At 44.4% G+C, this 13,211-nt stretch carries 11 protein-coding genes; 10 read left to right on the top strand and 1 reads right to left on the bottom strand.

Translation table 11 applies throughout. The features are described 5' to 3' along the window. The first annotated feature begins 52 nt into the window (after positions 1–52). The 3 genes from dcuS to lpdA all read left to right on the top strand — a co-directional run bounded on the left by dcuS (position 53) and on the right by lpdA (position 3,931). Positions 53–1,645 carry a DcuS/MalK family sensor histidine kinase gene (gene dcuS, locus ACY8DX_RS18665; RefSeq protein WP_462405794.1) on the top strand — a complete coding sequence of 531 codons (1,593 nt, stop codon included), beginning with the start codon at positions 53–55 and terminating at the stop codon, positions 1,643–1,645. 15 nt (positions 1,646–1,660) lie between these two features. Then, complete coding sequence (locus tag ACY8DX_RS18660; protein ID WP_049669586.1) at positions 1,661–2,374, top strand: response regulator; 714 nt, start codon at positions 1,661–1,663, stop codon at positions 2,372–2,374. Positions 2,375–2,533: 159 nt separating this feature from the next. Beyond that, a complete protein-coding gene (lpdA, locus tag ACY8DX_RS18655) occupies positions 2,534–3,931 on the top strand; it encodes a dihydrolipoyl dehydrogenase (RefSeq protein WP_462405793.1) in 1,398 nt (465 codons plus the stop codon). A 459-nt stretch (positions 3,932–4,390) separates the two neighbouring features. On the opposite strand, the gene rsgA is transcribed toward lpdA, so the two are convergent. Then, a complete protein-coding gene (gene rsgA / locus ACY8DX_RS18650; protein WP_462405792.1) occupies positions 4,391–5,398 on the bottom strand; it encodes a ribosome small subunit-dependent GTPase A in 1,008 nt (335 codons plus the stop codon). Between the two features lie 576 nt (positions 5,399–5,974). Here rsgA and ACY8DX_RS18645 point away from each other — a divergent pair. The 7 genes from ACY8DX_RS18645 to ACY8DX_RS18615 all read left to right on the top strand — a co-directional run bounded on the left by ACY8DX_RS18645 (position 5,975) and on the right by ACY8DX_RS18615 (position 13,111). Further along, positions 5,975–6,703, top strand: a complete 729-nt coding sequence (locus tag ACY8DX_RS18645) for an amino acid ABC transporter ATP-binding protein (RefSeq protein ID WP_049669589.1) — start codon at positions 5,975–5,977, stop codon at positions 6,701–6,703. Positions 6,704–6,724: 21 nt separating this feature from the next. Further along, on the top strand, positions 6,725–7,540 hold the full coding sequence (locus ACY8DX_RS18640; protein ID WP_049669590.1) for a transporter substrate-binding domain-containing protein: 816 nt from the start codon (positions 6,725–6,727) through the stop codon (positions 7,538–7,540). Between the two features lie 60 nt (positions 7,541–7,600). Continuing rightward, positions 7,601–8,245 (top strand): amino acid ABC transporter permease, encoded by a 645-nt coding sequence (locus ACY8DX_RS18635; protein WP_049669591.1) that lies wholly within the window; start codon positions 7,601–7,603, stop codon positions 8,243–8,245. Positions 8,246–8,259: 14 nt separating this feature from the next. Next, complete coding sequence (locus ACY8DX_RS18630; protein WP_049669592.1) at positions 8,260–8,916, top strand: amino acid ABC transporter permease; 657 nt, start codon at positions 8,260–8,262, stop codon at positions 8,914–8,916. Positions 8,917–9,084: 168 nt separating this feature from the next. Then, positions 9,085–9,996, top strand: a complete 912-nt coding sequence (murB, locus tag ACY8DX_RS18625; RefSeq protein WP_462405791.1) for a UDP-N-acetylmuramate dehydrogenase — start codon at positions 9,085–9,087, stop codon at positions 9,994–9,996. A gap of 170 nt (positions 9,997–10,166) precedes the next feature. Continuing rightward, on the top strand, positions 10,167–11,378 hold the full coding sequence (locus tag ACY8DX_RS18620; protein ID WP_049669594.1) for a quaternary amine ABC transporter ATP-binding protein: 1,212 nt from the start codon (positions 10,167–10,169) through the stop codon (positions 11,376–11,378). Continuing rightward, complete coding sequence (locus ACY8DX_RS18615; protein ID WP_462405790.1) at positions 11,375–13,111, top strand: glycine betaine ABC transporter substrate-binding protein; 1,737 nt, start codon at positions 11,375–11,377, stop codon at positions 13,109–13,111. The genes ACY8DX_RS18620 and ACY8DX_RS18615 overlap by 4 nt, the downstream gene beginning before the upstream one ends. The last annotated feature ends 100 nt before the right edge of the window (positions 13,112–13,211 follow it).

The following is a 13,211-nucleotide window of genomic DNA, read 5'->3' as shown; positions in this document are numbered from 1 at the left end:
TAGAATAGTGTCAAAAAGTGTCGAAATAAGCTAAAAAAAGGGCTGTTTAAAGATGAAATTATGTCGAAGAGAACCAAGAACAGTAAAGCTGCAAACACTTGTTATGATTCTCGTCTTTATGGTTGTTCTCCTTTCTGCTTTGGCAACAGCTCTATTTATCAGCTATTATGTGACCAAGAATGAAGAGAAGCATCTTTCTGAAAAGATTCAAGCGATAGCCAGAGTGACCGCCCATTCCAACACGGTGATTCAATCTTTACAGGAGGAGACGGAAGTTGATATCCAGGAATACGCGAATGAAATTCGTACATTATCTGATGTCGGTTTCGTCGTTATTATGGATATGGACTTGATTCGCAAATCGCATCCACTTGATGAAGAAGTGGGGCAAACCTTCTTTAATCGGAAAGATGCGGAGAAATCCTTGGAAGGAAAGGAATACTTCTCCGTTGAGGAAGGACCGCTCGGAATGGGAATGCGAGTATTTACTCCTGTTTATGACGGAGGAGAACAAATCGGTGTCGTTGTCGTCGGTGTTTCGCTGGACACGGTGGAGTCCCTTGCCTATAACAGCAGACGCTATGTGTATATTGGAGCCATCCTTCAATTATGTCTTGGTGCAATAGGAGCCTATTATTTAAGCCGCTATATGAAAAGAAAGCTCTATGGTCTTGAGCCCGTGGAGATTGCGAAGATTTTGCAAGAACGCAATGCGATGATTGAAGCTGCGAAGGAGGGAATCATCGGTGTCAATGATGATGGGAAGATAACCGTTATCAGCCGAGAGGCATTGAGGCTTATGGGATTTAAACAGAAAGAGGAAATCTTAGGCCAATCGGTGGAGGATTGTATGCCAAGTCTGGCTCGAGCAATGAGAAACGGACAGCCTGAAGAAAACGTGGAGCAAGCCTTTGATCATCGAACCGTCCTTGCGAACAATGTCCCCATCATGCATAAAGGCAGAGTAATAGGCGGATTATCTGTCTTTAAAGATAAGACAGAGCTGCAGGAGATGGCAGACCAGTTAACAGGAATTAAGCTGTATACGGAATCATTGCGGGCACAGTCTCATGAGTTTATGAATAAATTCCATGTCATCCTAGGCCTTGTCCATTTGAAAAAATATGATGAGATGAGCCGCTATATTGAGAACCTGGTGGATGATTATGAAACAGAGAAAGGATTTATCGTCAAGCGAATTAAGAATGCCATCTTTGCAGGCTTTTTACTAGGGAAGCTCAGCAAGGCAAGGGAGCTCGGCATCCAGCTCATCATCAATGAGGACAGTTATATGCCGGGAGACATCAAGGAGGAATACATCCATGACCTCATCCGCATTGCCGGAAACTTGATTGAGAATGCATTTGATGCTTTGGAGGGTGTTAAAGAAAAAGTGGTGATCTTTTCAATCGGTGTGCTTGACGGAGAATTGGTGATGGAAGTCCGCGACAGCGGCAGCGGCATACCGGAAGAATTGGTGACGGCGATATTTGAAAAGGGCTATTCAACGAAGGGAACTGACCGGGGCTATGGGCTGTATTTGACTAAGCAATCGGTGGAGAAATTAAATGGGATGATTGAACTGAAAACAAAGGCTGGAGCGGGTACAACTTTCACGGTTTTCCTGCCACTTCAAGAAAGCTGAAGGGAACGATTATAGATGATAGAAGTTCTGATTGTTGAAGATGATCCAATGGTTTCGGAGATTAACAAGAACTACCTAAGAGATATACCAGGCTACCATGTAATGGGCGCTGTATCTTCCGTTCAGGAGGCCCTTCAATTTCTGAAGACCGATCTGCCTGATTTGATTTTATTGGATATTTTCATGCCTGAGCAAAATGGCTTGGCTCTTCTTACCGCTATTAGACAGCAGCAACTCGATATTGACGTCATCTTGATTACAGCGGCAACGGATATTGAGAGCATCCATAAGGCCATTCAGAACGGAGCATTCGACTATATCATCAAGCCTTTCCGCTTCGACCGCTTTAAGCAGGCTATGCTCAAATATAAGGAGCAATCAAGGGTGATGAAAGAGGAGAATGAGCTGAGCCAGGAGGAACTGGATCACTTGCTCCTCGAGAAAAGAGGGATGACCGGAGATGTCATCCTGCCAAAAGGCTTGGCCAAGAATACCTTGAAGGAAATCTGGAATTTTATCAACAGCAAAAATGGCGATGAGTTCACGACAGAGGATCTCGTTGAAGCGGTCGGAATCTCAAGGATTTCAATTAGAAAATATTTAACCTTTCTTGAACAAATTGATGTTCTTACTTCCTCTTGCAGCTATGGTCAAATTGGCAGACCTTTGACCCTTTTTCAGTGCAAGGATGCCTGTGACCGGAATGTAGAGCCCTATCTTGTAAACTAGCTCTAGTGTGGAAATAATTGCTTACATTAGTTTCGAAAAATTGATATTGTTCAGTTATATTTATACAGTAATAGTATAGGAGAATTATTCTTCTTTTCTGCTGACATTATTGTAAACGCTGTCATCCGCAGGAAACTTTTCATACTGGAGGGGTTGGACATGGAAACAAAGCAAACAGATACAGTGGTGATTGGTGCTGGACCCGGAGGATATGTTGCGGCAATCCGTGCATCTCAATTAGGACAAAAAGTCATTATAATCGAGAAAGAGTATATAGGCGGTGTGTGCCTGAATGTTGGCTGTATCCCATCAAAAGCCTTGATTACGGCAGCTCATCATTATCATGAGGCAAAGCATTTTGATGTTTTCGGCCTGAATGTTCCGCAGATTGATGTAGATTTCTCCAAGGTACAGGCATATAAGGAAGGGGTCGTCAACCGGCTGACATCAGGTGTCGGAACATTGCTGAAGGGCAATAAGGTAGAAGTCGTTAAAGGAACAGCGGCTTTTCAGGATGCCCATACGATTAAGGTTGAGTCAACAGAAGGAGAGCAAGTAATCCAGTACAAGGATGCCATTATCGCAACAGGCTCCCGCCCGGTTGAGCTGCCAACCATGAAGTTCGGTCCAAGAATCCTGGATTCAACAGGCGCATTGAATCTTAAAGAGATTCCAGAAAGCATGGTTGTCGTTGGCGGGGGTGTCATTGGCATTGAACTAGCCGGCGTGTATGCGAATTTTGGAACGAAGGTAACCATCCTTGAAGGCGGAAAGGATATTCTTGGCGGAATGGATGCGAAGATGACCTCAATCGTTAAACGAGGCCTTAAGAAAAAAGGAGCAACCGTCACAACAGGCGTATTCGTGAAATCGGCAGAGGAAAAGGATGGTCATGTCGAGGTCATCTATGAGGAAAAAGGGGAAGAAAAAACAGCGGTGGCTGATTATGTTCTTGTGTCAGTTGGGCGCAAGCCGAATACAGACAAGCTTGGCTTAGAAAATACCGGTATCCGCTTAACAGAAAGAGGATTTGTCGAGGTAGATTCCCAATGCCGTACAAATGAGAGTAATCTTTATGCCATTGGCGATATTATTGCCGGTCCGCAGCTTGCCCACAAAGCCTCTTATGAAGCAAAGGTAGCGGCAGAGGCAATTGCTGGCCAGCCATCTGTCATTGATCACGCTTGCATACCGGCAGTTGTGTTCTCAGAACCAGAAATCGCCGTTGTCGGCCATACGGGAGCAACAGCGAAGGAAGCTGGAATAAAGGCAGCTGAAACGAAGTTCCCATTTGCGGCAAATGGCAGAGCCATTGCCTTAAATGAGACAGATGGATTTGTTCAATTAGTAACTGATAAAGAGAGCGGCGTCATCATCGGCGCGCAAATCATCGGGCCAAGCGCCTCTGATTTGATTGGAGAGCTCACCGTTGCAATTGAATCTTCTCTCACTGCAGAGGATCTAGCTTTAACGATTCATGCACATCCAACTCTCGGAGAAATGATTATGGAAACAGCGGAGGTCGCCATCGGGCATCCGATTCATATCGTGAAATAAAAAGTGAAAAAGCGGGGACTGGCTGTATGCCGGAATCCCCGCTTTTTTGCCTCTTCTAAGCTACTTTTTTAAGCCTCCGGCACCTAATCGGTCACCTCCGCTTTTGATCGTCCAGCTGCGGTTCCCAGGCGCCTGGAGTCTAAGCATAGCCGCTGCGTGAGGCCGACACGATGTCGGTCACAAAGATGTTGCCGCAGGACGCGGCGCTTATAGTCTTTGATCTGCTAGCCGCCCATTCCTGCGCGCCTCTGTCTTAGCCTCCGGCACCTAATCGGTCACCTCCGCTTTTGATCGTCCAGCTGCGGTTCCCAGGCGCCCGGAGTCTAAGCATAGCCGCTGCGTGAGGCCGACACGATGTCGGTCACAAAGACGTTGCCGCAGGACGCGGCGCTTATAGTCTTTGATCTGCTAGCCGCCCATTCCTGCGCGCCTCTGTCTTAGCCTCCAGCGCCTAAACGGTCACCTCCGCTTTTGATGTTTCCTTTGTTTTTTTGCTAGGTATGCGAGTTCTCTTTGGAGCTTTTGGTAGCTTTTGAAGCGTTTCTTATCTAAGGTTCCATCCTGGATGGCGGCTTGGATTTGACACCCTGGTTCAGTTTCGTGCCGGCAGTCGTTGAATTTGCAATTCAGGGCTAGTTCTTCAATGTCATTGAAGCTTGTATGGATCCCTTCTTCACCCTCCCATAGCTGGAGCTCTCTCATTCCCGGGGTGTCAATAATCATACCGCCTTTTTTGAGAAGGATCAGCTCCCGGTGGGTCGTTGTATGCCGGCCTTTGTCATCATCACGTGTCGTGTGAACCTGCTGCCTATCTTCTCCGTACAGGACATTGGCCAGTGTGGATTTGCCTGCTCCAGAGGAACCAAGGAGGGCAATTGTCTTTCCTTCTTGGATATACGGTGTTAATGCTTCGAGTCCGAGTCTTTGTTCGGCGCTGACGCCATGGACGGGAACGCCTGCTGCAATGTTTTCTACTTGATGAATATAGTCATCAATATTGCTGCATAAATCAGACTTGCTTAAGAGAATGACAGGGTTAGCACCGCTATCCCATGCCAGTAGAAGATATCGTTCGAGCCTTCGTATATTGAAATCCGCATTTACGGCGTTTACGAGAAAGACAGTATCGATATTGCAGGCAATAATCTGCTCCTCAGTTGTCAAACCAGCTTTCTTTCGTGAGAACTTACTTTTTCTCGGCAGGACAGCATGGATGATTGCTTTATTTTCTCCATGTCTCATTTTTAAGGCAACCCAGTCGCCCGTCGCTGGCAGCCCAGCGCTATTATGCGCCTGATAACGCAGTTTCCCGCTGATGGATGCAAGAACCTCTCTTTCCTCACAAAGGATGCGGTACATACCTTTATGCTCGCTGATGATTCGTCCAGGGATCAATGCTGAGTAGTTATCATGAAGCTTGAAGGCTTCTTCAAAAAAGGAATTCCAGCCTAATTGGTTTATGTTCAATGTATTCTCCTCCATTTGTATGAATGTTTGCACATGAGAAAAGAGACCATGAATAGGTCTCTTTTCTTTGCCTTCATTCGAAAAAAGGCATATAAAAGCCAAGGACCAATGGCAGTCCTTGGCATGGCAGATATTCATTCAAATGGATCGGAATCATTAATCAGCGTTATGCTTGAAGGACTGCTTTATGAAATTTACGACATTCTCTGCATACATCATTTTCATAAGACATTCCTCCCTTGTTCTTTAATAGTACTAAGTATATGGCGAGAAAGGAAATAATGCAATTAATATTTTCCAATAATTAAGTAAAATCACAATTTTACAAAATACATACTTATCTGTTAAGATAAGATAATAATTGTAATATTTCGTCAATAGTCTGAAGGGCATAGCCTCCGTATATTGGCCTACGAACGGCTGCCACGGGAGAGACATACAGGTGTCTCAAAGGACATACATATTACTTACTAGGCTGTTTATCACCGTTTCATACGGTTAGGCATTCATGAAAAACATATGGCTGCCTTTTCATTGAAAGATAAAGAGAAAATGATTAGTCAAGGGGGAAGAAGGTTGATTGTTTTTGATCATGTTGATAAATATTATGGGGATTTCCATGTTTTAAAGGATATTAATCTTGAGATTGAAAAAGGCGAGGTTGTGGTCGTCATCGGTCCTTCTGGATCTGGAAAAAGCACAATGCTTCGCTGCATTAATCATCTTGAGACAATTGATAAAGGCGTGCTGAAGGTCAATCAGACACCGGTCAACGATAAGAAGACGAATATCAATCATTTAAGACGGGATATAGGAATGGTTTTTCAACATTTTTATTTATATCCGCATAAGACCGTGCTGCAGAATATTACGCTTGCTCCAATGAAGGTGCTTGGGAAATCGAAAGAGGAAGCGGAAAAGACGGCACGCTTTTATCTTGAGAAGGTTGGTATTCCAGATAAGGCAAATGCCTATCCGTCACAGCTGTCCGGCGGTCAGCAGCAGCGTGTAGCAATCGCTAGAGGACTTGCCATGAATCCGCAGATTATGCTGTTTGATGAGCCTACATCTGCTCTTGACCCGGAAATGATTGGCGAAGTGCTGGATGTCATGAAGACGCTCGCCAAGGAAGGGATGACCATGGTGGTTGTGACCCATGAGATGGGGTTTGCTAAGGAAGTAGCTAACAGGATTGTCTTTATGGATGAGGGGAGAGTTTTGGAACAGTCGACACCGGCTGAATTTTTTACGAACCCGCGTGAAGAACGGGCGCGTACATTCTTAAGCCGTATATTAAATCATTAAGAAATAAAAGGGGGAAATAGTATGTTGTCGAAAAAGTTTTTTAAATTTTCTGTCTTGTGTTTGATTGCTGTATTTATGCTGGCTGCTTGCGGAAGCAATGATGATGCCGAAAAAAACGGTGAAGGTTCAGCGAAAAACTCATTAGAAGCAATCAAGGATAAAGACAAGATTGTATTTGGTGTGAAAAATGATACTCGCTTGTTTGGTCTTAAGAACCCTAGTTCAGGCAAGGTTGAAGGATTTGACATTGATATTGCGAAGGCTTTGACGAAGGAAATTCTTGGTGATGAAAGCAAGGCAGAGTTTGTCGAGGTTACATCCAAAACCCGCGTTCAGCTGCTTCAAAACGGCAAAATTGATGCTGTTGTTGCAACGATGACAATTACAGAGGAGCGGAAGAAAGAAGTTGATTTCACAGATGTCTACTTTGAAGCCGGCCAATCCTTGCTTGTCAAAAAAGGAAGCAAAATCAAGAGCGTTGATGATTTGAAGAAGGGGACAAAAGTAATTGCCGTTAAAGGTTCAACCTCTGCTGTCAATATCGCTGAGAAGGCTCCGGATGCAGAAGTGCTTCAATATGAGAACTACTCAGAAGCCTTTACTGCCTTGAAATCAGGTCAAGGGGATGCATTGACAACAGATGACTCTATCCTTTACGGAATGGCTGATGAAGATCCTGATTATGAATTGACAGGCGGCCAATTTACAGAAGAGCCGTATGGTATCGCTGTGAAGAAAGACAGCCCTGAATTAGTCAAAGAATTAAATGAAGCTCTTAAAGCTTTGAAGGACAACGGAACATATGATGAAATCTATAACAAATGGATCAAGAAATAAGGAGTTTCTTTCATCGGGATGGGCGCTCGACCCATCCTGATTGTACATAGGAGTGATTGAATGCTAGCACTTGATTTTTCTATTCTTGTCGATCATCTGGATATGTATCTTGAAGGGTTTATAGGAACGATTCGCATCAGCTTGCTTACTCTCGTAGGGAGCTTCCTTCTCGGAACGTTCATTGCTGTAATGAGAATTGCGCCTCTAAAACCATTGAATTGGTTGGGGACAGCGTATGTGGAGTTTGTCCGTAATATTCCATTATTAATTATCGCTTTTATGTTTTATTTTGGAGCTGGCCTGCCAGGTTTCCTTGCGGGTTCTCTAGCTTTGACTGTTTATACGGCGGCCTTTATTGCTGAGGCTATCCGGGCGGGCATCTTATCGATTGATAAAGGACAAATGGAGGCGGCGCGTTCGTCAGGATTGACCTATGGTCAGGCGATGCGTCTCATCATTCTTCCTCAGGCCATCAAAATCGTGATTCCGCCTTTAGGCAACCAATTTATTAATCTTGTGAAGAATACCTCTATCCTGGCTGTTATTGCCGGTGGAGAACTGATGTATCAAGCGGATTTGATTTCGCTTGCGACCTATGTGGTCTTTGATGTTTATATCTTTGTTGCAGTTTTTTATTTGATACTTACAATCCCGCTCAGCCTTGGTGTTGGTTATTTGGAAAAACGCCTGGCAAAGAGTTATTAAGGAGGGCATGATCAATGGATTTTGCAGGTGCCTATTCGCCTGATAACCTTGCCTTTTTAGTAGACGGTTTTCTCGTAACCTTGAAGATTGCCGCGATATCCATTGTTTTGAGCTTCCTTATTGGAGGCATAATTGGTATTCTGCGGTTTGCAAAGATACCGGTTGTATCCCCTGTACTTGCTGTACTTGTCGAAACAATCCGGAATTTACCGCTAATTTTGATCATCTTCTTTGTATACTTTGGACTGCAAGACCCGAAAGTCGGGCTCGAGATGAGCATTTCAACAGCTGCAATTCTGGCACTGACAATCTTTGAATCCGCGATGCTTTCAGAGGTCATTCGCAGCGGGCTGAACTCCATTCCAAAGGGCCAGGTGGAAGCGGCGCGCTCATCTGGCATGAGTTATATTCAAACACTTTGGCATATCATCCTGCCTCAAGCTCTGCGAAATATGGTTCCGCCAATCGTGAGTCAGTTTATCTCGCTTTTAAAGGATACATCCTTGGCGGTTATTATCGCTTTACCGGAATTGACACATCATGGTCAGGTCATTTATGCGCAGAACATCAATTATGTTTGGCCGGTTCTGATCTTGATTGCTCTTATGTATTTTATCGTCAATTACGGGTTATCCCTTGTTGCGAGAAGGCTTGAGGTCAGAAAATCATAACATCCCCGCTCTTTGGAGCCGGGATGTTTTTTTTGTTTTCTTTAGTCAAATTGCATGAGCTGGGCTTGAATGCTAAAATAAACAAAGAGTTTCCAGCCATTTGCAGTGATTTTATGGCTTAGTTCATGTATATAATAAATAGACAAATATAATTAGAAGGTTGAGAGTATGGAAAAGCAAACAATATACGAAAAATTGCAACGCCTGATCCCAAAAGAGCATATTAAGCAAGATGAACCATTAAACCAATATACGTTCACGAAAACGGGAGGAAAAGCCGATTTCCTCGTCCTTCCTTCTACGTATGAAGAAGTACAGAGTTGTATTTTGTTCTCCCGTGAGAATTCTATCCCATTGACGATTCTTGGAAATGGTTCGAATCTCATTATCCGTGATGGCGGTATTAGAGGAATCGTCCTTATCTTGAGTCATATGGAACGGATTGAAATGAGGGACGGTCTTATTGTGGCTCAAAGCGGTGCGACAATTATCAATGTGTCCCGCTTTGCGTTAGAGCAAAGTGTGACCGGGCTTGAGTTCGCATGCGGCATCCCAGGCTCTGTAGGAGGAGCAGTTTATATGAATGCAGGTGCCTACGACGGGGATATTTCTCAAGTAATTGACTCTGCTGTTGTTCTGACTGATGAAGGAGAATTATTGACATTAACGAATGAAGAAATGGAATTAACGTATCGCAGCAGCTTGATTGCCAAGAGGGGGTACATCGTTTTAGAAGCAAGATTTGCTGCTAAGAAAGGCGATCCTGCAGCCATTAAGGCACGAATGGATGAATTGACCTTCCTGCGGGAGTCTAAGCAGCCTCTTGAATATCCATCCTGTGGAAGTGTATTCAAGCGTCCGCCTGGGTTTTTCGCCGGGAAGCTCATTCAAGATAGCAATCTGCAGGGAGTATCGATTGGCGGAGCACAGGTATCAACGAAGCATGCTGGGTTTATTATTAATACGGGTAATGCAACCGCAACTGATTATTTGAACTTGATCAAGCATGTTCAAAAGACGGTCAAAGAGAATTTTGGCGTTGATTTAGAAACAGAAGTGAAGATTATTGGTGAAGAGTAATAACTAGTTAGACTGTGCACATGAATACTATTCATGTGCATAGTCTTTTTTTGTGTAATTTGACCTATTTTTTTAGAAAAATGTTTAAGTTTACTCTAAATAGTTTATTAGTATAGGAGGATAACTATGTCTTTGGCGAGTTATTTGTTAGATTGATATTTAGGAGTGGTATGTTGGACGCAAAGGTTAGCATAAAAGGTGTTTGGAAAGTGTTTGGAAAGTCCCCGCAGCAGGCAATAAAATTATCGCTGCAGGGAAGGACGAAAAAAGAAATCTTAAAGGAAACAGGAAGTACGATTGGCGTACATAAGGCAGATTTAGATATTTATGAGGGTGAAGTCTTTGTCGTTATGGGTTTATCTGGGAGCGGCAAGTCTACGCTTATTCGAATGATTAATCGGCTGATTTCCCCGACTGATGGAGAGATCTTGATTGATGGCCAAAATATCGTGACGATGTCACCGAAAGAGCTTCGTGAAATTAGGAGGAATAAAATCAGTATGGTGTTTCAAAACTTCGCCTTATTCCCCCACAAAACGATTCTTGAAAATACTAAGTTCGGCCTTGAAATTAAAGGAATCGCTGAGGAGGAACAGACCGAAAAGGCGATGCAGGCGCTTAAGGCTGTCGGTCTCCAAGGCTATGAAGAACAATTCCCTAATCAATTGAGTGGTGGCATGCAGCAGCGGGTGGGTCTTGCAAGGGCGCTTGCAAGTGATACAGATATTCTTCTCATGGATGAAGCCTTCAGTGCGCTGGATCCCATGATTCGAAAAAACATGCAGGATGAGCTGCTAGAAATTCAAGAAAACTATAAGAAAACGATTATCTTTATTACCCATGATTTAGATGAAGCGCTGCGAATCGGAGACAGGATTGCTTTAATGAGGGATGGCAGAATCATTCAGGTTGGAACTCCTGAGGAAATTATGATGAATCCGGCCAATGATTATGTCGAACGATTTGTAGAAGACGTGAATTTATCCCGTGTACTCACGGCAGCATCGGTGATGAAGCGGGCAGAACGAATCTTTGTGGATCGCGGACCAAGGGTTGCGCTGCAAACGATGAAGGATAACGGGTATTCCCATATATTTGTCGTCGATCGCAGCTTTAAGCTGGTAGGTGCGCTGTCAGCGGATCAAGCGAGCAGGGCTGCAGCAGAACAGCTTAGTATTGAGGATGTGATGACAAAGGATGTTCCAGCGGTTTATGAGGACACCGTCATCGCTGATCTTCTTGATGAGATGGCCAATGCATCCATGCCGCTTGCGGTAATCAATGAAGATAGAAAACTTCGAGGTGTGCTTATCCGCGGAGTCATCATCGGTGCTCTCGCAGGAAACCGGGACAACCTTCTTGAGAAGGAGGGAGTAGAATGAACATCGGAAAAATACCGTTGGCGCAAGGTGTCGACCGTGTTGTCGATTGGCTGACAGACGCTCTTGGCCCGTTTTTTAATTTTATTTCCACGTTTGTGCAGAGCATCATTGACACGAGTGTAGATGTACTCGGATTTGGACCGCCGATCGTGCTCATTCTATTATTGACACTGCTTGCTTTTTACACGAATAAATGGCCTCTGGCTTTATTCACGTTCATAGGACTGCTGCTGATTGATAATCTAGGATATTGGGATGCCATGATTCAGACATTGGCCCTTGTTCTGGCCTCTGTTCTGATTACGGTCATACTTGGAATTCCACTTGGAATTTTGGCTTCCCAAAGCAAGTGGCTGAGAAATATCTTAATGCCGATTCTAGATTTCATGCAAACGATGCCTGGCTTTGTCTACTTAATTCCGGCCATCTTGTTCTTTGGGATTGGTGTCGTACCGGGGATTGTAGCCTCTGTTATCTTTGCAATTGCCCCGGCGATTCGCATGACCAGCCTTGGGATTCAGGAGGTTCCAAAGGATTTAATTGAGGCTTCAGATGCTTTTGGTTCCACAAGAGGCCAAAAGATTATGAAGGTGCAGCTGCCGCTCGCAATGCCAACAATCATGGCAGGAATCAACCAAAGTATTATGCTGTCATTATCAATGGTCGTCATGGCTTCTTTGGTAGGAGCGCCCGGCTTAGGGGCAGAGGTCTATCGCGCTGTTTCCCAGATAAAAGTTGGAGAAGGGTTTGAAGCGGGATTAGCTATTGTTATCATTGCCATCATTCTTGACCGGATTTCTCAGAAGCTTAGAACGCCGGCTTTTGAATCAATCGTTAAAGGCAAGTGGATTTATAGTTTAGTTATTGTTCTCTTTTTGGGCGGCTATACGGTAACGTCCTTATTGAATGCCGAGCTGAAAGGCTCAGAGAATGCTTCAATTGGCGCCCAGGTTGATTATAAAATCGTGGGCATTGATCCGGGCTCAGGGGTTATGTCGAGGACACAGGAAGCAATGGATCAGTATGGACTAAGTGATGATTGGACATTGCAGGAAGGCTCATCGGCGGCGATGGGGGCTGAGCTGAAGAAGGCTTATGATCGGAAGGAGCCAATCATTATCACAGGATGGACACCGCATTGGATGTTCGGTAAGTTTGACTTGAAGTATCTGGATGATCCAAAGGGTGTCTATGGCGAAAGTGAGGACATTCATACATTGGTTCGTAAGGGCTTAAAGGAAGATTTGCCTGGTGCGGAAAAGGTGCTCAATCAATTCTATTGGGAAACCTCTGATATGGAGTCTGTCATGAAGGATATTGAAGAAGGAATGGGCTCCAAGGAGGCTGCCATCAAGTGGATTGAGGCTAATAAGAGCAAGGTCGACCAGTGGGTGAATGATGCTGAAAAAGGCAATGGCGAGAATATTACTCTCGTATATGTAGCCTGGGAATCAGAGGTTGCCTCAACGAATGTTATTGCTGAGGTGCTGAGAATGCAAGGCTATGAGCCCGTATTAAGACAGGTGGAGATTGGTCCGATGTATGCGGCTATTGCGAGCGGGAAGGCAGATGCCATGGTTGCCGCATGGCTTCCGACGACCTCGAAGGCGTATTACGATAAATATAAGGAAGACTTTGTCGACTTAGGACCTAACTTGAAGGGGACAAAACTCGGTCTTGTCGTCCCGGCCTATGTGGAGATTGATTCAATAGAAGATTTACGTGTAGAATAGATCAATTCATTGAAGAAAGGCTGACCTGAAAGCTTACGGGCTTTTGGGTCAGCCTTTTAGTTTGATTTGTTTAGAGGCTGTTGTCTGGCGGACGGGTAAG

Source organism: Gracilibacillus sp. Marseille-QA3620, from assembly GCF_054950035.1.
The sequence above is the reverse complement of the archived record's forward strand: the minus strand, read 5'-3'. Positions and strand labels throughout refer to the sequence as shown.